21 protein-coding genes and 1 tRNA gene are annotated in these 22152 nt (G+C 40.0%); 12 read left to right on the forward strand and 10 right to left on the reverse strand.

Annotated elements, in window-relative coordinates:
- Position 1 precedes the first annotated feature (1 nt).
- From PR761_RS05085 to rmf, 5 genes are all read left to right on the forward strand, one after another.
- On the forward strand, positions 2-1909 hold the full coding sequence (locus PR761_RS05085; RefSeq protein ID WP_006813554.1) for an ABC transporter ATP-binding protein: 1908 nt from the start codon (positions 2-4) through the stop codon (positions 1907-1909).
- A gap of 34 nt (positions 1910-1943) precedes the next feature.
- On the forward strand, positions 1944-3218 hold the full coding sequence (gene pqiA, locus PR761_RS05090) for a membrane integrity-associated transporter subunit PqiA (protein WP_071599533.1): 1275 nt from the start codon (positions 1944-1946) through the stop codon (positions 3216-3218).
- Positions 3215-4864, forward strand: a complete 1650-nt coding sequence (pqiB, locus tag PR761_RS05095; RefSeq protein WP_006813552.1) for an intermembrane transport protein PqiB — start codon at positions 3215-3217, stop codon at positions 4862-4864. Before pqiA ends, pqiB begins: the two co-directional genes overlap by 4 nt.
- Complete coding sequence (gene pqiC, locus PR761_RS05100; protein ID WP_006813551.1) at positions 4864-5418, forward strand: membrane integrity-associated transporter subunit PqiC; 555 nt, start codon at positions 4864-4866, stop codon at positions 5416-5418. The genes pqiB and pqiC overlap by 1 nt, the downstream gene beginning before the upstream one ends.
- Before the next feature lie 308 nt (positions 5419-5726).
- Positions 5727-5897 (forward strand): ribosome modulation factor, encoded by a 171-nt coding sequence (rmf, locus tag PR761_RS05105; RefSeq protein ID WP_006813550.1) that lies wholly within the window; start codon positions 5727-5729, stop codon positions 5895-5897.
- Positions 5898-6023: 126 nt separating this feature from the next.
- On the opposite strand, the gene fabA is transcribed toward rmf, so the two are convergent.
- The 3 genes from fabA to PR761_RS05120 form a co-directional block, all read right to left on the reverse strand.
- Positions 6024-6542: a bifunctional 3-hydroxydecanoyl-ACP dehydratase/trans-2-decenoyl-ACP isomerase gene (fabA, locus tag PR761_RS05110; RefSeq protein WP_006813549.1), complete on the reverse strand. Its 519-nt coding sequence runs from the start codon at positions 6540-6542 to the stop codon at positions 6024-6026.
- Positions 6543-6639: 97 nt separating this feature from the next.
- Positions 6640-8376 (reverse strand): Lon protease family protein, encoded by a 1737-nt coding sequence (locus PR761_RS05115; RefSeq protein ID WP_272519338.1) that lies wholly within the window; start codon positions 8374-8376, stop codon positions 6640-6642.
- 195 nt (positions 8377-8571) lie between these two features.
- A complete protein-coding gene (locus PR761_RS05120) occupies positions 8572-8748 on the reverse strand; it encodes a GhoT/OrtT family toxin (protein WP_071599532.1) in 177 nt (58 codons plus the stop codon).
- A 173-nt stretch (positions 8749-8921) separates the two neighbouring features.
- On the opposite strand from PR761_RS05120, the gene matP reads away from it, so the two are divergent.
- The gene (gene matP, locus PR761_RS05125; protein WP_112836483.1) at positions 8922-9383 is read left to right on the forward strand and encodes a macrodomain Ter protein MatP; all 462 of its coding nucleotides are present in this window, start codon (positions 8922-8924) and stop codon (positions 9381-9383) included.
- Positions 9384-9523: 140 nt separating this feature from the next.
- Here matP and ompA read toward each other — a convergent pair whose 3' ends face one another.
- Both ompA and sulA read right to left on the reverse strand, forming a co-directional pair.
- Positions 9524-10585, reverse strand: a complete 1062-nt coding sequence (gene ompA, locus PR761_RS05130) for a porin OmpA (protein WP_112836485.1) — start codon at positions 10583-10585, stop codon at positions 9524-9526.
- A 354-nt stretch (positions 10586-10939) separates the two neighbouring features.
- On the reverse strand, positions 10940-11461 hold the full coding sequence (sulA, locus tag PR761_RS05135) for an SOS-induced cell division inhibitor SulA (protein ID WP_112836487.1): 522 nt from the start codon (positions 11459-11461) through the stop codon (positions 10940-10942).
- Between the two features lie 234 nt (positions 11462-11695).
- Here sulA and PR761_RS05140 point away from each other — a divergent pair, with 234 nt between their 5' ends.
- Complete coding sequence (locus PR761_RS05140) at positions 11696-12298, forward strand: TfoX/Sxy family DNA transformation protein (protein ID WP_006813544.1); 603 nt, start codon at positions 11696-11698, stop codon at positions 12296-12298.
- Between the two features lie 70 nt (positions 12299-12368).
- Here PR761_RS05140 and yccS read toward each other — a convergent pair whose 3' ends face one another.
- The gene (yccS, locus tag PR761_RS05145; RefSeq protein WP_126436604.1) at positions 12369-14519 is read right to left on the reverse strand and encodes a YccS family putative transporter; all 2151 of its coding nucleotides are present in this window, start codon (positions 14517-14519) and stop codon (positions 12369-12371) included.
- A 123-nt stretch (positions 14520-14642) separates the two neighbouring features.
- Here yccS and helD point away from each other — a divergent pair, with 123 nt between their 5' ends.
- Positions 14643-16697, forward strand: coding sequence for a DNA helicase IV (gene helD / locus PR761_RS05150; protein ID WP_154611240.1), 2055 nt, complete (start codon positions 14643-14645; stop codon positions 16695-16697).
- Between the two features lie 59 nt (positions 16698-16756).
- Here helD and PR761_RS05155 read toward each other — a convergent pair whose 3' ends face one another.
- Complete coding sequence (locus PR761_RS05155) at positions 16757-17215, reverse strand: methylglyoxal synthase (RefSeq protein ID WP_006813541.1); 459 nt, start codon at positions 17213-17215, stop codon at positions 16757-16759.
- 114 nt (positions 17216-17329) lie between these two features.
- Between PR761_RS05155 and PR761_RS05160 the strand changes: the two genes are divergently transcribed.
- Complete coding sequence (locus PR761_RS05160) at positions 17330-17743, forward strand: CoA-binding protein (RefSeq protein WP_039854456.1); 414 nt, start codon at positions 17330-17332, stop codon at positions 17741-17743.
- Positions 17744-17806: 63 nt separating this feature from the next.
- Here PR761_RS05160 and hspQ read toward each other — a convergent pair whose 3' ends face one another.
- Positions 17807-18127, reverse strand: a complete 321-nt coding sequence (hspQ, locus tag PR761_RS05165; RefSeq protein WP_006813539.1) for a heat shock protein HspQ — start codon at positions 18125-18127, stop codon at positions 17807-17809.
- 219 nt (positions 18128-18346) lie between these two features.
- Between hspQ and PR761_RS05170 the strand changes: the two genes are divergently transcribed.
- Entirely contained in the window at positions 18347-18625 is a 279-nt protein-coding gene (locus PR761_RS05170) for an acylphosphatase (protein WP_230083625.1), read from the forward strand.
- 15 nt (positions 18626-18640) lie between these two features.
- Here PR761_RS05170 and PR761_RS05175 read toward each other — a convergent pair whose 3' ends face one another.
- Entirely contained in the window at positions 18641-18970 is a 330-nt protein-coding gene (locus PR761_RS05175; protein WP_039854453.1) for a TusE/DsrC/DsvC family sulfur relay protein, read from the reverse strand.
- Positions 18971-19163: 193 nt separating this feature from the next.
- Between PR761_RS05175 and PR761_RS05180 the strand changes: the two genes are divergently transcribed.
- Both PR761_RS05180 and PR761_RS05185 read left to right on the forward strand, forming a co-directional pair.
- A tRNA-Ser gene (locus PR761_RS05180) sits at positions 19164-19251 on the forward strand.
- Positions 19252-19730: 479 nt separating this feature from the next.
- On the forward strand, positions 19731-21146 hold the full coding sequence (locus tag PR761_RS05185; protein ID WP_006813536.1) for an NAD(P)/FAD-dependent oxidoreductase: 1416 nt from the start codon (positions 19731-19733) through the stop codon (positions 21144-21146).
- 48 nt (positions 21147-21194) lie between these two features.
- Here PR761_RS05185 and PR761_RS05190 read toward each other — a convergent pair whose 3' ends face one another.
- Complete coding sequence (locus PR761_RS05190) at positions 21195-22103, reverse strand: LysR substrate-binding domain-containing protein (protein ID WP_006813535.1); 909 nt, start codon at positions 22101-22103, stop codon at positions 21195-21197.
- Between the last annotated feature and the right edge of the window lie 49 nt (positions 22104-22152).

The raw sequence follows: 22152 nt of genomic DNA on the forward strand, positions 1-22152 counted from the left end.
AATGGCTTTAATTAATTTATCTGGTGCATATCTGGCATTCAGTGATGCGCCCTTGTTAGATAATACTGAAATACATATTGAAGATAATGAACGCGTTTGTTTAGTCGGGCGTAATGGGGCTGGGAAATCAACTCTAATGCGCGTGTTGACCAAAGAACAACCATTAGATGATGGTCAATTGATTTACGAACAAGATCTGATTGTTGCTCGTTTACAGCAAGATCCACCGCGTAATGTGGAAGGAACTATTTTTGATTTTGTTGCCGAAGGTGTTGCTGAGCAGGCGAAATACCTCAAGGATTACCATCATCAACTTAAATTAGTGGAAACAGACCCAAGCGAAAAGAATTTAAATAAATTATCGGATCTGCAAGAAGTTTTAGATAATTTAAATTTATGGTTACTAGATTCTCGCATCAATGATGTATTGAAAAAACTGGGATTACCTGCGGATGCGGAATTATCCTCTCTATCGGGTGGATGGTTACGTAAAGCAGCATTAGGACGAGCGCTAGTGAGCAATCCTCGCGTCTTATTCTTAGATGAACCAACGAACCACTTAGATATCGAAACTATTTTGTGGCTGGAAACCTTTTTGAAAGATTTCCAAGGTAGCATTGTATTTATTTCCCATGACCGCTCATTCATCCGCAACATGGCAACACGCATTATCGATTTAGATCGTGGTCAGCTTGCTTCTTGGCCGGGTAACTATGACGATTATCTGATTAGTAAAGAAGAAGCTTTACGCGTTGAAGAGATGCAAAATGCAGAATTTGACCGCAAATTGGCCCAAGAAGAAACTTGGATACGCCAAGGAATTAAAGCGAGACGTACCCGCAACGAAGGTCGAGTTCGAGCATTAAAAGCATTACGAAATGAACGTTCAGAACGCCGTGAAGTCATGGGGACTGCTCGTATGCAAGTGGGCGAAGCGGCTCGTTCAGGTAAAATTGTATTTGAACTTGAAAATGTTAATTATCAAGTTGATGGAAAAGTTTTAGTTAAGGATTTTTCTGCACAAGTATTACGTGGTGATAAAATTGCATTGGTGGGGCCGAATGGTTGTGGTAAAACCACACTGTTACGTTTGATGTTGGGTGATTTGCAAGCAGATAGTGGGCGCGTGCATTGTGGAACGAAATTAGAAGTTGCTTATTTTGATCAACATCGCGCAGCTTTAGACCCAGACAAAACTGTCATGGATAACCTTGCTGAAGGTAAGCAAGAAGTGATGGTTAATGGAAAACCTCGCCATGTATTGGGTTATCTACAAGACTTTATGTTCCCACCAAAACGGGCGATGACTCCAGTCAGAGCCTTATCCGGTGGTGAGCGTAATCGGCTATTACTGGCTCGTTTATTTTTAAAACCAAGTAACTTATTGATTCTTGATGAACCAACCAATGACCTCGATGTTGAAACGTTAGAATTGTTGGAAGAGTTAGTCGATGGTTATCAAGGTACTGTTTTGCTTGTTAGCCATGATAGAGAGTTTGTGGATAACAGTGTTACCGAGTGCTGGATTTTCGATGGTAACGGTGAAATTAAACGTTTTGTTGGTGGATATTTCGACGCTCAAAAACAAAAAGCACAAACCGTGAGTCTGAAATCTGAGCAAACAAGTAAAGTAGCGACGTCAGAAAAAGAGACAAAATCAAAAGAAGCACCGAAGCGCACAAATAAATTAAGTTATAACTTACTGCGTGAGCTTGAGCTGTTACCCGCAAAATTAGAGCAACTTGAAGGGGATATCGAAGCGCTTCAAGCTCAAATTGGGGATGCAGATTTCTTTAATCAGCCTCATGATGTGACTGAGAAGGCCTTAAGTACTCTCGCCGCTAAAGAGCAGGAATTAGAACAGGCGTTTGATCGTTGGCAGGAGCTAGAGCTATTGAAAAATAGCTAATAAACGATAAAAAATATAAAGGAGAAAAAACACCTTGTGTTCCCATGCGTCCCATGAACATGTGCTCTGTCCTCAGTGTGACATGATGGTTGCCGTTCCTGAATTGGAACAGGGCAATAAAGCCACGTGTCCGCGCTGTGAAACGACGCTAATATCTAAGTGGCGGTATCCCTATAAACAGCCCGCAGCATATGCATTTAGTGCATTAATTATGCTGGTGGTTGCGTGTTTTTTCCCATTTGTAAAAATGGGGGCTGCGGGGATTGAAAATGAAATTTCGATGATTCAAATCGTCGAAATTATATTAGGCACTCGATATAGCGGTTTAGCACTGTTTTTTCTCCTTTTTTCCTTAATTATTCCTGCATTTTGCATGGTGACTATTATCCTTTTAGGGTTACAAGTTCACTTGCCCAAAATGGTAAAAGTAGTGATTACCCGCATTCTATTTCAAATGAAGTCTTGGTGTATGGCCGAGATTTTTTTGGCGGGTGTATTAGTCAGTTTTGTCAAATTAATCGCCTATGGTGATATTGGTATTGGGGCGAGCTTTTTACCGTATTGTGCATTTTGCATGATGCAAGTTCGTGCTTTCCAATGTTTGGATCGTCACTGGTTATGGAATCGCATTGAAGCTGCACCGAAGCTGCATAAGCCGCTGAAAGTCGGGCAGACTGGGATCAGTCAAGATGCAAGGCTATGTCTAGTATGCACAGCAATTCTGCCCGCCGACCAATCTCAGTGTCCTCGTTGCCATTCCCATGGTGGTGTACGTAAAAACCAAAGTATACAGTGGACGCTAGCGCTGCTATTCACCTCGATCCTGCTTTATATTCCGGCTAACGTATTGCCAGTGATGACGACTAATACGCTGGGGAGTGATATCCACTCTACTATCATGGATGGCGTATTGTTGCTTTGGGAAGATGGCTCATTTCCTGTTGCGATGATTATCTTTATTGCCAGTATTATGGTTCCAACATTAAAAATGATTGGGATTGCGTGGTTGTGCCTTGATTCAAAAGGCTTTGGAAATCGCGATCCTCATCGAATGCATTTTATTTATGAGCTAGTGGAATATGTCGGCCGCTGGTCAATGATTGATGTGTTTGTGATTACCATTTTGACTGCATTGGTTCAAATGGGGCAACTTATGAACATCGTCCCTGCACCGGGAGTGATATTCTTCGGTGTGGTCGTGATTTTAACGATGTTTTCGGCAATGACCTTTGATCCTCGCTTAACATGGGATCGTTGTGAGAAGAGAAGTGCAGTTAAGACTGTTGAACAAGAAGGAGCTACAGGGTGACAGATCAAGAAACACCACAGGGCAATGCCAAAGTGAGTAAGTTAAAAAGTTGGTCACCAGTATGGGTGATCCCGATTGTAACTTTATTAATTGGTGCTTGGATCCTGTTTTACCATTTTAGCCATCAAGGTCCTGAAGTGACGTTGATCACTTACAGTGCAGAAGGGGTTGAAGCGGGTAAAACAAAAATTAAAAGTCGCAGTGTTGATATCGGGGTCGTGGAAAGCGTTACCTTAGATTCTAATTTTAGTCGCGTTATCATTAAGGCAAGACTAAACAGTGGAATGGAAGACTTACTGCGTACAGATTCCGCGTTCTGGATTGTGAAACCGACCATTGGCCGTGATGGCGTTTCAGGTCTTGGAACCTTGCTCTCCGGTGCATATATAGAATTGCAGCCGGGACTTGCCTCAAAAGAACATTTCGAATTTACGCTATTGGATACACCTCCGTTAGCTTCACCAGATGCAAAAGGCAAACGGATCATTTTGTCGAGTGATAAGGCCGGGCAGCTTAATGCCGGAGACCCCGTTTTATTTCGCGGATATCGTGTCGGCTCGGTTGAAACCAGTAGTTTCGACATGGATAAGCGTGATATGCGCTACCAATTATTTATTAATGCTCCTTATGACAAATTGATTAGTAGCAATGTGCGCTTCTGGAAAGATAGCGGTATTGCATTCGATATGTCATCCCAAGGGGTTCATGTTTCCATGGGTTCTGTAGCGACATTATTGACTGGCGGCGTGAGCTTTGATGTTCCACAAGGTTGGATTCCAGGTGACGCTGTTAAAGAGAATGCTGAATTCCAGCTATTTGACAATCAAACAAGTATTCAAGATTCTCTGTACACGACATACCAAGATTTTGTCCTGTTTTTCTCAGACTCGGTTCGTGGACTACAGCCGGGGGCACCCGTTGAATTCCGAGGCATTCGCCTAGGTACCGTAGCTCAAGTGCCTTTCTATACGCCGGGTCTAGATCAAACACTGGATAATAATTTCCGAATTCCAGTGCTAATTCATATTGAGCCGGAACGTTTTGCTCAAGATGTTGGCAAAGATTTCAATCTAAAAAATGAATTGAATCTGGCAATGAAAAATGGGCTGAGAGCGTCATTAAAATCAGGCAATTTATTAACTGGGGCACTCTATATTGACCTAGACTTCATTCCTGATGTTCCTGAATATAAAGGACCATATGTGATTGCCGGTTATAAAATCATCCCAACCCACAGCGGTGGCTTAGCGCAAATCCAACAGAAGGTTATTGCGGTTCTTGATAAGATCAACAATATGCCAATTGAGCCAATGCTGAAGCAAACGACACAAACATTAGCAGAAGGTCAAAAACTGGTTCAAGAAGCGAATCAGATGTTTACTCAGTTGAATAAACTGATGAATAGCAAAGAATTCCAAAGTTTACCGAGAGATATGCAAAAATCGTTGCAGGAAATGAATAAAACGATGCAAGGTTTCCAACCGGGTTCACCTGCCTACAATAAAATGGTCGATGACATGCAACGTTTAGATCAAGTTTTACGTGAAGTTCAGCCATTATTACGTACGTTAAATAACAAGAGCAATGCATTAGTTTTCGAAGCTGAGCCAACCAAGGACGTTGTGCCTAAAGGAGTGAAAAAGTAATGAGATATTTATTATCAATCGCTGTTTTACTGTTGGCTGCATGCAGTAGCACCCCAGAAAAAATGTATTACCAACTACCGATGAAAGCGCCTGAGGCACAACAAGCGGTGGTGATGGGCAAAGGTCAGGTTTGGTTACAGCGAGTGACTTTATCTGATGTATTGACCTCTAATGGGATTACATATCAAACATCGGATGTTGCTTATACCAATGCGAGTGCACATTTATGGGCGAGTCCTTTAGAGCAGCAGCTAGGCCAGTCAATGGTTCGTGAATTATCGGCTGCATTACCTGACCGATTAATTTCATTGCAACCCTTACAAAATTCGCCTGAGACGTTAGATATTACGTTAACGGCATTTAATGGTCGCTATGATGGTAAGGTACTAGTTCAAGGATTTTGGACCTTAATCCAAGGTGACAGTATTGTACGTCGTAATTTTGATATCCAATTAGACCAATCGGAAGATGGGTATCCAGAATTAGTTCGCACTTTAGCGAGTGGTTGGCAACAAGTCGCCAGTGATATTGCTAAAGAGATTAGTAAGAAATAATTCTTATTGATGACTCGATTTGAATAAAATGCACTGCGCTAAAAACGTGGTGCATTTTTATTTCAATGGTTAAGAATAAAATATTTAATTTAGTATAACTGAATGATAAATAATGATTAAGATAGTATTTATTGAAATATCAGCCAGTTATAAATACCACTCCACACACATCACATTTACAGCATTTATGACATTAATATAAAATTCTTTACTTGCTTTTCTCATCAACGAACGTTATTTGTATAGTGTATCTATTCTGAAAATAGATACTGTTTTCTTTTCCATTTTAATGATGAGGGAAGTAAGGCATGAAAAGACAGAAGCGAGACCGTTTAGAAAGAGCTTTATCTCGAGGTTATCAAGCAGGTTTAACGGGACGTTCTAAAGAGCTATGCCCATATCAGGCAATTGATGCGCGCTCGCATTGGCTCGGTGGCTGGCGAAAAGCGATGGAGGATAGAGCGGCAGTTGCCGTTTAGCTTACCAGTCATTATGATTTTTTAGATTAAAAACTTGAACCGTTTCGGGGAGTTAATTTAGAACAATCGATCCAATTATAAACCTCCGCATTTGCGGAGGTTTGCATTTTAGGGATAAGCGGATAATTAAAACGCGCTCGTATCCTTAAATAGACCGACTTTCAGGTCATTTGCGGTATAAATCAGTTTACCGTCAACAAGAACCTCACCATCAGCTAATCCCATAATCAATTTACGGTTAATCACACGTTTAAAATTGATACGGTAAGTGACTTTCTTCGCAGTAGGTAATACTTGACCGATGAATTTAACTTCACCAACGCCGAGAGCGCGACCTTTACCTTCTCCGCCTAACCAGCCAAGGTAAAAACCAACTAGTTGCCACATTGCATCAAGACCTAAGCAGCCCGGCATGACAGGGTCATTCGTAAAATGACAGCCAAAGAACCAAAGGTCTGGATTGATATCCAGTTCTGCTTCTACATAGCCTTTGTTGAATGTACCACCATCCTCGGTCATTTTGATGACACGATCCATCATCAACATATTACCTGATGGTAGCGGAGGACCATTTTCCCCAAATAATTCGCCTCTTCCAGAAGCCTCTAAATCTTCTTTTGTATAGGATTCGCGTTTATCAACCATGATCTTCAGATAGCCTTTATCTATGTGTAAGCCAACAGGATAGCTTACACTTGTACGCTGAACAACTCCGATCTGCTAAAATTTACTCAATATTTACTTAGCCAAGCCATTTTAAAAACCAAGGTAATCTTGCTTTATCAGGCGAGTTGGCTTGATTTATGCGTTCTTGAATTAAAGCTAACAGGTGTACATTATCACCTTCAACTTGCTGCTCAAAATAGGGCTGTTTAGTGAGAAGGGTGACTGCTTGAGCAACATGTTCCACAGGCCAAATATGAAATTTGCCTTCTTTCACTGCATCAATAACGTCTTCTTTTAGGCATAAGTGGCGAACATTAGACATTGGAATAATGACGCCTTGATTACCCGTTAATTCACGTTTGTCACAAATATCATAAAATCCTTCGATTTTTTCATTTACTCCCCCAATTGGCTGGACATAACCAAATTGGTCAACGGAGCCTGTTACGGCAATTTGTTGGTCGATGGGTTGTAATGATAATGCACTAATTAATGCGCATAGCTCAGCCAATGAGGCGCTATCGCCATCAACTTCACCGTATGACTGTTCAAAAACAATAGATGCGGAGAATGGCTGTGGTTGCTCCAATTTTAATTCATAGTTGAGGTAAGCTTGCATGATCATCATGCCTTTCGCGTGGATATTTCCACCCAATTCAGCTTTACGCTCTACATCGGTAAATTCTCCATCCCCGAGATGAACCACACAAGTGATCCGCGAAGGTTCACCAATAGCATCAGGATATCCTGGATATTGTAAAACGGATAAGCCATTAATTTGCCCAACCATTTCACCTTCTGTTTTAACGAGTACTTGTTCTTGCAGGATGTCATCCTGATTCCGTTCTACAAGGAAGCTATGACGCCATAATCGGTTTTCTTCTGCTTGAGCAAATGAATCGCGGGTCAATAAGTCTTCAGTGGAATAATGGGATGCATCTGTTAAACGTCGTGTTAACCAGTGAATATCAAGAGGAAGATTATATTTGTCTTCACAGCTACGAGCCGCTTGTATGACTAATGAAGGCCAGCCATCTGCAGCAATCTCAGGTAATTTATTTTTGTTGATAATGAATTTGACGAAGTTCATCCATAGACTTAATTGATCTTCATCTTCAAAGAACATTAATGGCTCATATTCACCATAAATGGCACTTTCAAATAATTCAGGTGCAGCCAGCTCAAACTCTTCAAGAGTCAGCCGATCTCCGACAATAATAACTTTCAGTTCCAGTGGATGAGGCTCAACATCAATCGGTAGGGTTTGATTCTCACTGTATGGTAGCCACTCTAGCTGACGGCGCATCACCATATTTTTTAAGCGAGTCCACATCAATGGTTGAGTTACGAAAGCGCTCGCGGAGATGACTAGTACGCCCCCATTAATTTGATGTAGTAAACCAGGAACTAAATTCATCGTCGGAGTGATATAGCCAAACAGCTGCTCTGGTTCTATCCATTCACGATAGGCTATTTTGTCTCGGGTAGAGAATCGGCTTTGAATATCACTTTTCCATTGATATGACAGCTTGCCCTCAGAGAGTTGATAATCTCCGTGTATCGTTTTAGTTTCAGTTAATAATGGCGTGATCGAGTCCGCGAAAAATTTTAAGTATTCTTCGCTTTCATCAGACTTGATGAACATAAAACGTGTTTGTGCATATTCGTGAACGAAACGCTGCATTCCATCAAATAATCTTGGCTGGATATCAGACAGCGTTGAAGGTGTTAAAGTCGCTGAAGAGACAAATTTTGTCTGGAAAGACGATAAGTTAGGCGTTAGGCCTTGCCATGTTAGTTCTTGACTGATCACTATAATTATCTGCTATTAGTATGGTTATCAATAATGCCTGCCAATTAGCTGGGCGCGTATACCTGAGTTTATTTCGATTTTGTCTGTTTTATATACGGTTTCAGGCAAATTAGTGACCTTAAGATACCTTAAAGTCAAGATTGTTATATTAGCCTTTAGGAGCCAATCTTGCAGCAATAATTGTTGAAATATCGACTAGAATAAAGAAAACATAAGTACGACTGGTAAGCTCATAGGCCATGTTAAGCCAATAAGTATGGCACTCAGTAGTCTCATATAAAAATTAGGATCTTTGGTTACCAGCAGGGTGAATAACATAGAACATACGCCTCCAATCCCATAGATGAGGAGTATGTGTTCAAAAGTGGACATGCGATTTTAGTAATTTGTTAACGTATGGATCCGAATTGTACACTACTTTTTTCAATTACTGTTATTTTCTTTATGTTGGCTTTTTGGAGCTAGGTTTAATGTCATCCACATTGAGCATTTTTCTTATAATATTGCTAATATAATGGTAAGTGTGATTTTCTTCAGGAAAAATTATGAAATATCAGCAGCTTGAAAATCTTGAATGTGGCTGGAAATGGGAATATCTGGTAAAAAAATCCAGGGGTGGAGAAACAATCACCCGCTATATAGAGAGAAGTGCGGAGCAAGAAGCTATTGAGCTGTTGTTGAAAATGGAAAATAGCCCAGTGTCTGTATTGAAGTGGATTACAGATCATATGGATCCTCAGCTTGATAACCGCATGAAACAAAGTATCAGGGCAAGACGTAAGCGTCATTTTAATGCGGAGCATCCACATACGCGGAAAAAATCTATCGATTTAAATTATTCGGTATGGCAGCGGCTGTCAAATCTTGCCTCAAAGCGTAATAAAACGCTTTCAGAGACGATTATTCAGTTAATTGAAGATGCTGAGCATAAAGATAAATATGAAAGCCAAATGAGTTTATTGAAGAACGATCTACAGGCGATCTTAGGGGAAACCAAAGAGAAGTAATGTGTATGTTAGGAGCCATGTAGTAAAATAATAATAAAAAGAGCGATAGATAGGTTGGAATTAAAAATTTCAATCAAAAAAAAACCCCAATAAATTGGGGTTTTTTATATTCAGTTCAAAATTCAAACTAGGGCTATAAATTAAGCGCCTGGTTGAGCTACAACTTCAGTTGTACCTTGAATTTCGATTTCAACGCGACGGTCTGGTGCTAAACATTCGATCAGAGCTGCACGACCTTTAACTGCGTCACATTTGTTACCAGTTACTGGATCTTCTTTACCACGACCTTCAGCAGCGATTGCGCTTGCTGGAACGCCTTTAGCAACTAAGTAATCTACTACTGACTGAGCACGTTTTTGTGACAGTGGCAGGTTGTAGTTTTGTGAACCGATACGGTCTGTGAAACCAACTACTAACACGCGACCTTGAGTTGGATCGATGTTGCTCAGTTCGTTGTACAGTTCGTTCAGCGCTTGCTGACCTTCTGGTTTCAGAGATGCTTTGTTGAAGTTAAACAGAACGTCTGAACGCAGAGTGAAACGTTTGTTTTCAACAACTGGCGCTGCTGGCTCAGCAACAACTGCTGGAGCTACAACTGGAGTTGCTTCTTGACCGAAACGGTAAGCAAGACCAACGCTCAGCATGCCGTTGTCTGGGCTAACACCGATGTTGTCTTTGTCGCCCATACCGCTAACCCACTGGTAGTCTAAACGAGTTGCTAATTCTGGAGTAATAGCATACTCAACACCCAGTGCGTAAACTGGAGAAACGCCAGTGTCAGTTTCTTTACCTGAATTGTTAACTTTAGCTTCTGTACGGTAAACCATACCACCCAGACGTGTATAAACGTCTAAGTCTTCCATGATTGGATAGCTCAGTTTAGTAGTTAAAGACACACCCATTGAAGACACGCTTCCTGGGTTTTCGCCTTTATACTTCATTTTACCAAACCAGTCATAGCCCATTTCGAAGCCCATGTACTGGTTGTATTGGTAACCTGCGTACAGACCCGCACCTAATTGGTCACGAGTTTTTTTGCCGGTACCAACAGTATCACCAGCTTCATCAGTAAATTTAGCGTGCTCATAATGAGACCAACCTAATTTACCACCAGTATACCAAGTGTTATCTTTTGGAGCTGCTTGCGCAACAGTTGCAAACGCTGCAACCGCTACTGCTACCGCGATAGCTGTCTTTTTCATTTTTACGCCTCGTTATCATCCAATATTGGCTTGGCCTCGTGAGCCTTATTATTTGCCATTGGTTTAATTTAATTGCTAGGTTCAGCTGGCATTATCCACAAAAATTTACGAAAAGTAAAAAAATAATGCCATAAGCTTAACAGGCTAAAGTCTACAACGAACTCCAAAAGATACAAGTAGAGCCAGCAAGAAAGGTTAAAAAAAGTCTTTTTTTAGTGTAAAAATCATAGAGATATATATATTTTGGCTATAATCCTAATGTATTCTATCCAATTGATCTACAATGCTTTTTAGTGTTGTTTTTACTTAAATATTACAAAAGGTAAAGTTTGGTAAGATAAATCTTATTCTGAATTAATGATAGCTTCTAGAATGAATCTTTAAATGATTTTGTGGTCTTAGCTCCGTCGTAGCTATATTATAATTTTTTTCTGGGCGCATGATGAATCCGATAGAATGACCTTCTTTGGCAGCGGCTTGCAAAAGAATAAAATCTTGTTCATTTATTTTTGGCAACCATCCTAATACGACGCTGTAATTACCACTTCTCAAAGCTTTTTCCATGGCATCAACAGAGTTAATTGAGTGTATTTGATTAAGTTGCATGATTTTATTAACCGGAAGACCTGCTTGTTCTAACCAATTCTTACTTAATTTCTTATTGGGGCTTAACCACAGTAACCAGCGTGATTGAATACCAAGCTGACGTAGCATTGGCAGCAGTATACAGTCCATAATTGGGTGCTGTTCATCATACACCAATTCACTAACCATACCTTGTTGCATTGAGTCGCTTACATTACCCGTAGATGGGATCGCTTGCGTATAACTATTAAGAGAATGTTCTGTAGTGTTGTTCCAAGAATAGATACTCATAATTCACCTCGTTACAATGCTGTATGAACATACAGTAACTGTATATTTATCCAATATCAAGGCTATTTTTACAAAGCGCTTCGCAACTTTGGGGTTTTTATCTGAGTTATGCTTGGCATTTATGACTGAAACTCTCAAAATTAAGAGGTCGTAATTGTTTGTAAAAGCAAAGAGTTTTATCGTTTATTTTTTCAAGGAAGATGGTGATTTTGGTAACAGAAGGAACTGAGAAATATGTCATTACAGAAGGAAAAAAATTCTCTTTTACAAGAAACGCTGAAGCAATTTGGTGAGTTAAAAAAGAGAAATCATTTTGGTGGATACTGCTTATGTATCAACAATATTTTAGTAGGACTGGTATTAGATGGGCAATTTTATGTGCGGGGATGTTTGTTTGCTCGAAGTTATTTTGAGTCAGTAGGCTTAAACCGTCTGATATACAGCAAAAAAGGGGTTCCATTAGAGTTACGTTATTATCAATTACCTGAGAATGCTTGGTCAAATGTGGAAATATTGAGTCATATTATTGAATTGGCTTATCGTTCAGCACATGAAGAAGCGCAAAAGAAAGCATCAGCAACGGTACGTATCAAAGATCTTCCCAATATGAATATGTCGATGGAGCGTGCATTAGGTAAAATAGGAATATTTCGTGCTGAAGAGCTCGTTATGATAGGGGCAAAAGCCTGTTTTTTAAAGCTTAAACAACATGGAAAACAAACTCTAAGTGTTAAGTTATTAATAGGATTAGCGGCTGCAATAGAGGGATGTCACAGCGAAGTTTTACCTGTTCGAGCAAAGCAAGAGTTGATCAAATGGTTTAATAACGTGAGTTAGTGCTTAGTAGGTACAAAAGGAGCGGGTATATCGCCTTATTAGGATTTTAATACCCGCTCATCAGTTTATTTTATGACAAACTAATTTGTTGAATCATGGATTTTATTTCAGGGATTAGCTCAACCAGTAGTTTGGTTTGTTCCATGATAAGTATAGTTTTTTCATCATCGTCACTGGAAATATGGTCAATCCTATTTAGCAGGCTTTGTCTCAAATGTTCTGATTTTTCATCCACAATCGCAGGGTCTAGAGAGGTCACTTGGATTGAGGATTCAATATAGCAAATCGCATCATTCAATAACGCTAAATTATCTTCATTGTGCATTTTTTCCCGATGGGCGCCGAGTGCAGAGATATAGCTCAATAGGGTATGGTTTAAGCATAATAAACGGAATGCTTGTTCTTGTGTGATTTGGTATGACTTAGGATCTGAAGCCATATTAGACACAATAGACGCAAATTCAGCATCGTTATTATGAGCATCACGTCTGGCAACACGGTATTCCAAGCTATTGTCTTTTCCTTGGTAATATTGTTGTAAAATGGCATCTAGATAGCGGCAGTTACTGTCCATGGTTTTTTGTACAACTTGGGGTAATTGTCGAAATTTCCAATCGGGCCAGATAAAGCTCACGGCAAGTAATGCAATAAAACAGCCAATAAGAGTATCAATGACTCTTGGAAGAGCGACGTCAAATCCTTCACCCAGCAAATTGAAGCAAAATAAAACCAGCAAGGTAATGAATAGGGTTGCTTGTGCATATTGGCTGCTACGAAACATAAAAAATAACAAACCGCTGACCACGATTAAGGCTAACTGACCTTCGATGGAAGGAACAATATTCAGAAGTGGTAATCCAATTAGAATACCTAATAGGGTACCAACAATCCGCATAGCAAGTCGCCGTTTAGTCGCACTATAGTTTGGCTGACAAACAAACAGGCTAGTCAGTAATATCCAATATCCTTTTTCAATATTAAATAACTGAATGATGGCGTAGCCTGTGCATAGCAATACTGACATCCTGACCGCATGGCGAAATAGTGATGATTTTGGTGTCAGGTGATGTTTAATCCGTGTGACTATATCCCTAAAACCAGACAGGGACTCATCTGAAAGTTGCTCAATTTGCTTACTGTTTTGCTGCCATTCAATTTGCCCTAAACTCAGTCCTTTTAGCTGGACGTCAATTCCTTTCAAATTATTGAGTAGATTCCGCAGAGCCTTAATTTCATGTAATTCAGGTGATTGCTTTTGTAATAGTTGTAATGAATTTTCAATATAAGCAAAAGTGCGTTCAAAACGTGGATTGTGTTGATACTGTTTGCGCCATAAAACGGACTGTGCGATTTGCTGGCATGCTCTAGCTTGCATCGTCATTAAGCGTTGAAATCGAAATAGAATATCGCAGTGACGTAAGCGTCGACTTAATTGTTGATACTGTATATGGGATGAGCTAGCTCGTTCATGAATATCTTGGGCAACAAAATAATATTGTAATGTAGTACGGGTGCCTTTTTGCCCTCTGTCACCTTTCAAACGACTTAATAGTGATATTTTAGCTTGATTCATTGTGCTGATAAGGGTGCTATTCACGAGCGCTAAATCATAGATAGATTGCTGGTAGTCATCTTCTAGATCAGGGTCAAATAAGTTAGCTTTTGCATCAAGATAAGCGGATAACTGTTGGTAACATTGTGCTATCGCATCCTGCAGTGGACGAACTGGAAATAGGATATGACCAATGAGCGTTAAAATGTTGAACCAAATTGCGCCTGTCAGCAATAAGATAGGCTGTTGATACCAAGTCTCAAATATGGGTACGCCCAACATGGTGTAGATAGCGATCAGCAATGCACCAAACGCGATAGTTGCATATCGTTGGCCAAGAGCTCCGAGCAGAATAAATCCACAGGTGGAAACTGCTAATCCCAAAAAGAAAAACAGAGGATAAGGAAAGAGCAGTTCAATAGAAACTGAGGCGATAAAAAAACAAAATAGCGTGATAATTAAATTCTTTATTCTACCTGTTAGTCTATCATCTAGATCTGTGAGTGCAGCAGCAACGACCCCTAACGTTAAAGGGATGGTCACTTTTGGCTCTAGCCCTAATAGCCATGGAACCAAGGTGGTGCCTGTCAGAGCTATTAGTATTCGGATATAATATAGAATATGGCTGTTATATAGCACACGGCGATAACTCGTCAGCAGCGTTAGCACAAAATACCTCAATGGTGAAACAAATCCCTAACTACATAGAATAACGTGTTTACGTAGAATAAAAAACTATTAGCAATTATGCTTTGATTATTTTCACAAATGATTTACTCAGGTGCAGAACGTATGGAACTGAAATCGACACAGATTGGACAGCGCCTGGCTCAGCATCCCTATAATCGGGTTCGCTTACTGAATGCAGGCATCGAAGTTAGTGGTGATAACCACAAATATCTCATCCCATTCAATGAATTAATTGATATTCGTTGTAAGCGAGGGATCGTTTGGGGGGAGTTGGAATTTGAGATTATCAATGAACAAGTTGTGCGCTTACATGGCACTGAATGGAAGCAAACTCAACACTTTTACCGTTTTTTGAATGAAAAATGGCAGCAGTGGAGTGCCGAAATGAGCGAGGTGAGTGCGCAAGTATTGACCCCATTAGCGCAATCAATTTTACAACAAACACAGCAAGATTCATGGTTAAGTCTGCATGATCTCAACATAATCAAAGAAAAAATTACGCAACAATTTGCATCTCTTCCTCTACCTTTGGCTCGAATTCCACAATTTGACAATTGTGCTGAACATTATCAATTCTGTCGCCAATGGTTAAATAATAGCGAGCAATGTCGCCACCAAAATAATCAACAATGGTGCGAATCGGTTTTAACTCATTACTCTGATTTCTTTCAACATATAGAATCGTCTCCGCTTAATAATTCTCAGTCGCTATCAGTCATTAATGGTGAAGATAACGTTTTGGTATTAGCTGGAGCGGGAAGTGGAAAAACCTCGGTATTAGTGGCAAGAGCAGGCTGGCTTTTATTACGAGGCTTGGCAAAACCTGAGCAGATATTATTGTTAGCTTTTGGGCGTAAAGCAGCTGAAGAGATGAATGAGCGAATTCAGTCTCGTTTACAGCAAGTGGAGATTGAAGCAAAAACTTTTCATGCTTTAGCATTACACATCATTCGCGAAGGAAGCAATAAATCGCCAGTGATCAGTGAGTTGGAAACGGACTCTTCAAAACGCCAATCTTTATTATTAACGGAATGGCGAGAGCAATGTTCAAGCAAGAAAGCACAGGCGAAAGGTTGGCGTGAATGGCTATCGGATGAACTGCAATGGACTATTCCTGATGGTGAATTTTGGCACGATGAAAAAATTAGCCGTAAGGTATTACCACGTATAGAGCGTTGGTTAAGTTTAATGCGGATGCACGGTGGAAGCCAAAAAGAGATGATTGATAATACGGCTGAAGACATTCGTGAATTATTCCAAAAACGAATTCGGCTGATGGCGCCTCTATTAAAAGCATGGAAAAGTGCATTAAAAGATGAAGGTGCGATTGATTTTTCAGGTTTAATTCATCAGGCTGTCAATCTCATTGAAAAAGGGCGATTTATTAGTCCATGGAAGCATATTTTAGTCGATGAATTTCAAGATATTTCTCCATTAAGAGCCAAGCTATTACAAGCATTGCGTCAACAAAATAAACGAACTGCACTATTTGCGGTGGGGGATGATTGGCAGGCTATTTATCGATTTAGTGGCGCTGAACTTAATCTAACGACCTCATTCCAGAATAATTTTGGTGAGGGAGAGATATGTGCATTAGATACAACATACCGCTTTAATGAACGTATTGGAGATATTGCCAATCATTTTGTGTTGCAAAACCCAAGCCAGTTAGATAAACCGTTAAATAGCTTAACAAAAGGAAATAAAAAATCGGTTGTTTTGCTGTATGAAGAGGCATTGGAGCGTTTGCTGGATAAAATGAGTGGCTATGTGCTTGAAGATGAAAATATTTTAATTTTGGCGCGCTTTCATTACTTAAAACCAGAAGTCCTTAATAAAGCAGCTACTCGTTGGCCAAAACTTAATATCCAGTTTATGACTATGCATGCATCCAAAGGGCAACAAGCGGATTATGTCATTATTTGTGGACTAAATAGTGGGAAGGACGGATTTCCAGCCCCAGCAAGGGAGTCAATCATCGAAGAGGCTTTACTGCCGAAACCCGAAAATTTTGCCCACGCTGAAGAACGGCGACTGTTATATGTTGCACTAACGCGAGCCAAACAGCAGGCATGGCTATTATATAATCCAGAGAATCCATCCGAATTTATTGATGAACTTCTGCAAATGGGTGTACCAAAACAGAAGAAACCATAGTGGTTGAAATTATCATGTGCCATTTGGTGTTTATTTGGCACATGATATTGAATTGCAAATTAACGAGTACGATTGTCTAAATAACGTTGATAGTCAGGAATGACAATGTCAATTTCACTATCAAAATAAGGTGACGTAATTAGAAAGTCAGCGGTCGCTGGGTTGGTTGCCACAGGAATATTCCAGACGGTAGCTAAGCGTAAAAGTGCTTTGACATCAGGATCGTGTGGAACAGCATTTAATGGATCCCAAAAGAAAATTAATAAATCAATTTTTTTCTCGGCAATCATAGAACCAATTTGTTGGTCGCCCCCCATTGGACCACTAAGCATGCCTGTGACAGGGAGCCCAGTATTTTTATTAATTAATGTGCCTGTCGTACCAGTTGCAAATAACTCGTGAGATTCCAACCGGTTTTTATTTTTTTGAACCCAGTCCAAGAGTGATGATTTGCAATGGTCATGAGCCACTAAGGCAATATTTTTTGACGCCGCGATTTGACGAGTTGTAGATTCCATGGTGTTCCCTTAAACAAGATTGGTGTCACGTATCTGCAAAAATTGAGTGAGTATTGATATACAACATATATCATAATGCATATGAATAGTTTACAGGTTTTGGGAGATATTTTGATGAGAGATCAAGAAATTGCTGAAATACTAACGAGTATAAAGACCATTGCATTAGTTGGCGCGAGTGACCGAAAGGACCGACCAAGTTATGAAGTCATGGAATATTTAATTCATCAAGGTTATCAAGTTATTCCTGTTAGCCCTAAATTAGCCGGACAGCAATTATTTGGGCAGTTAGTCTACGGGCAGCTTAGCGATATTCCTTATCCTATTGATATGGTCGATGTCTTTCGTAATGCTGAAGCCGCAGTTGGCGTAGCTCAAGAGGCTGCTGCAATTAAAGCGAAAGTTTTGTGGTTACAAAAAGGCGTCATTAGTGAAGAAGCTCAGAGGATTGCACTTGATGCAGGGCTTAAATGTGTAATGGACAAGTGTCCAAAGCAAGAAATCCCTGCTTTAGGTCTTGAAAAGTAATTGAGTTTTCACGCTTATAAAAATAAAGCAGCTTATTTGCTGCTTTACTGGTTGCGTTCATGATTAATTGCGTAGACGCGGAGCTTGTAACTGGGACCTTATGGATTCAGCCAGTTCATCCATGGAGGGTTGCTCCGGATGATCATCGGTCATCTCATAAGTAATTTGTGCTTCAGCTAAGTAAGTATGAACAGCTTCCCCATTATCATCTTCCATGACAACGTGATACCAAGGCAGATCGCGTAATGTACTATTAGATGCAATATCATCATCATGTGGTTGGTCGAGGGAGTACTCAGGGTCAACATCAACAACTACCCCTAGGTAGCCGAGAAGTTTATGTCTGACTTGTTGCCCGATTCCATATTTACTGGTGATCATCATAGCGACCTCCTTAAAAAGCCTTGCTTGTACTGTAAACTACATATGGGCAGTGCTGTGCGTTTTCAAGCCAATGTATGGACAATTACCAATAACGCAATACACTGTCTTTAGGTAATAACGAAAAGCAGTGCCTCAATTATCAGATTATCTGCTGAATGAAGAAAAAACAACTTATTACCAGAGATTTTAATAGATTAAGTGATGACATCGGAGGCTAACATGGCAGCATCAGGTCGTTCTTTCTATATTTATGGGCGAGTTCAAGGGGTTGGCTTCCGTTACCAAACCTTTCATTGGGCGAATCAAAACGGCATCAAAGGTTTTGTTTGTAATCGTGATGATGGCAGTGTGCAATTAGCCATTTATGGGTCGGAGCAGGATATTGATTTTGTAGATGATTGGCTGAAGGCTGGTGGGCCTCCGGGTGCAAAAATCGATCACTATTTTGCAGAAACTTGGCAAACAGAACCAATAGCGGACTTTTCTGTCCGCTATTAGCTGATTACTGAAGAATTAAATGCATTTTACGGGCTTAGGGAGACCCGCAAGCTTTGTCGCTTGCTTTGCCGGTCCTTTAGGGAATAGTCGATATAAATAACGACTGTTCCCTTTTTCTTCCCCAAACTGTTGGGATACTGCCTTGACTAACATTCTGATGGCAGGGGAAGTATTAAATTCCAAATAAAATGCCCGAACAAAGCGAATAATTTCTAAATGCTCATCTGTAATTTCGATCTCTTCCTGTTCAGCAAGTAAAGGAATCAACGCTTCACTCCACTGTTGGCTATCAAGTAGGTAGCCTTGAGGGTCTGTCTCAATTTCTTGATTATTAAAAACCAACATGCTTATTTCAATCCAAACAAAAGTAGGCAGTAAATTTAGCAAAAAATAAGCAATAACCCAAGTATCGCGCATGAAAACAGTCATAGATGTTGATAATTTCGCCCATTAAACACGTCTGAGTATATTTTTAAAGCGAACGACCGAATTAGGGGTTTACATTGAAAGCTCAGATGATTATAGTGCACGTCATTGCGGAGGGGTGGCCGAGCGGCTGAAGGCAGCGGTCTTGAAAACCGCCGATGGGAAACCATCCGAGAGTTCGAATCTCTCCTCCTCCGCCATCTTCACTTCTAGTAACATCTTCCCAAGTATTCCAATTCTAATTAAATCAAGCATTCTAACAAAATCTAAATCTCACGAAGCTTAAATAGTCATCTGCTCAACAGGCCTGTCTTCAATATAATCAATTCCACTAACTTGATAGTTACCATTCTTAATTATTCAAATCCGATATCAAATCACTGTTATAAATAACAAATTTCCTATCAGATATTGCTTATCTATCTGAAGCTATCACTATCTTAAAACTCTTCGCTATTGATTGGTTTTTTGTCAAACAACCTTATCAACTGAATAACTATTCAATAAAAAGCCATAAATAGATATAGATCCTATATCTATGAATTTCTCAGTCTTAAATTCCATTCTAATATAATTAAATAACTTTACTAATAGTTTACTAATAATTAACATATCATTATAAAATAAGTTGATTATTTAAAATGTAATTATTTTTTGTGTAAATTAGGGTGGTTTCAAAATGGCAATAAGTAGAAGAAAATTTATTATTGGTGGCTCTGTGGTCGCAGTAGCGGCTGGTGCTGGAATTTTAACGCCAATGTTAACGCGTGAAGGACGATTTGTTCCGGGCAAGCCAAGAGTCGGGTTTGTTGAAGGAACCGCTGGATTATTACCACAGCAAGCAGATGTTGTGGTTATTGGCGCGGGTATTTTAGGCATTATGACGGCCATTAATCTTGTTGAAAGAGGATTGTCGGTTGTTATTGTTGAAAAAGGCAATATTGCAGGTGAACAGTCTTCCCGTTTCTATGGTCAGGCGATCACCTATAAAATGCCTGATGAAACATTCTTGCTGCATCATTTAGGAAAACACCGCTGGCGTGAAATGAATGCAAAAGTTGGCGCTGATACTAGCTACCGTACCCAAGGTCGCGTTGAAGTTCCCCAAAATGAAGAAGATTTGGTTAACGCAAGAAAATGGATTGACGAAAGAAGTAAAAACGTTGGTTCAGATATTCCATTCAAAACCCGTATCATTGAAGGAAATGAGCTGGATCAGCGCTTACGCGGTGCTAAATCAGAGTGGAAAATTGCAGGATTTGAAGAAGACTCTGGTAGCTTAGATGCCGAAATCACCACTTTCATTATGGCTGATTACGCGAAGAAAATTGGCGTTAAAATTTATACTAATTGCGCAGCAAGAGGCCTAGAAACTCAGGCTGGTGTCATCTCTGACGTTGTAACAGAAAAAGGTGCGATCAAAACATCTCAAGTGGTCGTTGCTGGTGGTGTTTGGTCTCGTCTGTTTATGCAGAATCTTGGCGTGGATGTTCCAACATTACCCGCTTATCAATCTCAACAATTAATTGGTGCGGCGCCTAATGCACCGGGTGGAAACGTTGCTTTACCGGGAAATATTTACTTCCGTGAACAAGCCGATGGAACCTATGCCACTTCTCCACGCGTGATTGTCGCTCCAGTCGTGAAAGAATCCTTTACCTATGGTTATAAATATCTGCCACTGTTAGGTATGCCTGATTTCCCTGTACATATTTCATTGAACGAACAATTGATCGATTCATTCATGCAGCCAACAAGCTGGAAACTGGATGAGGTTTCACCATTCGAGAAAAATCGTGATATGACAGCACTGCCTGATCTTCCAGAGTTAAATGCTTCTCTGGAAAAATTAAAAACTGAATTCCCAGCATTTAAGGATTCTCAGTTAATTGATCAGTGGAGTGGTGCAATGGCGATTGCGCCGGATGAAAACCCTATCATTTCTGAAGTGAAAGAATATCCGGGCTTAGTTATCAATACCGCGACAGGTTGGGGTATGACCGAAAGCCCAGTATCGGCAGAAATTACTGCGGATCTGTTACTTGGCAAAGCGCCTGTTATCGATGCTAAACCATTTAGTTTGTACAGATTTTAATTTTTTGACTGAATAAATTGAAATAGAACCCTCTTCACGGAGGGTTTTTTATTTTAGATGGTTTGATGATTGAGCCTCAGCTTGTAACCAATCAAGGACAATTTCGAGTTCTATCGGTCTTTCAGCATTTGGTGGTATCCACATAGAGTAATGACTGCCGGGGATATTGATGGGCAGTGGTATATCAATTAATCCCTTGTTTAGTGCATTGGTAAGTGTTGGCATTCCACCGATACAAACACCCAATCCATCAATAACAGCCTGTAAACAAATATGGAAATGATCAAATCGCTGATAATGCAAAGGCGTCAATTCCTTAACGCCTGCCTTTTCTAACCAATTTTCCCATTCACCATTACGCGTTTTAGAACTTATAATAATGTGTTTCTCTAAGTCATTTAATGAGATTAACGGGGTTGATTTTAATAATTCAGGAGAGGCAATCAGTGTCAATTTTTCTTGGAATAAGCTAATTTTTCTGAAATGTGCCCATGGAAGCTTATTCATGGAATCTCGCCGAATTAAGATGTCAAAACCAAATTGAGTTAGTTGAGTATCAGTATCTGAGGTTTCAATTGCGATTTCAATTTTAGGATATTGTTCATAGAATTTAGGTAACAAAGGAATTAACCATCGGCTGGCAAGCGTTGTTTGAGCATTGATACGGATAACTTTCGCTGTGGGAGATTTACCAAAGCGTATTGTTGCATCTCCAATAAGATCAAAAGCCGAACTAATTTCAGCTGCATAATATTTAGCATACTCTGTTGCGACTAATCGTTGCCCATCACGAATAAATAAACTTTGCCCCAACCAATCCTCTAACAGCTTGATTTGACGACTCACTGCACCATGGGTTAATCCCAGCTCATGAGCTGCTTCTGAAAGGCTGTGGGATTTTGCAGCAATATCAAATATACGCAAGGCATTTAGTGGTGGAATATTATTTCGTTTCATTTGTGAGTTTTTCTATCATATATCGTGATTTTTAATCGATTGTATGATT

It is taken from the genome of Providencia sp. PROV210 (genome assembly GCF_028479445.1).
In the GTDB taxonomy this organism is placed as follows: domain Bacteria; phylum Pseudomonadota; class Gammaproteobacteria; order Enterobacterales; family Enterobacteriaceae; genus Providencia; species Providencia rustigianii.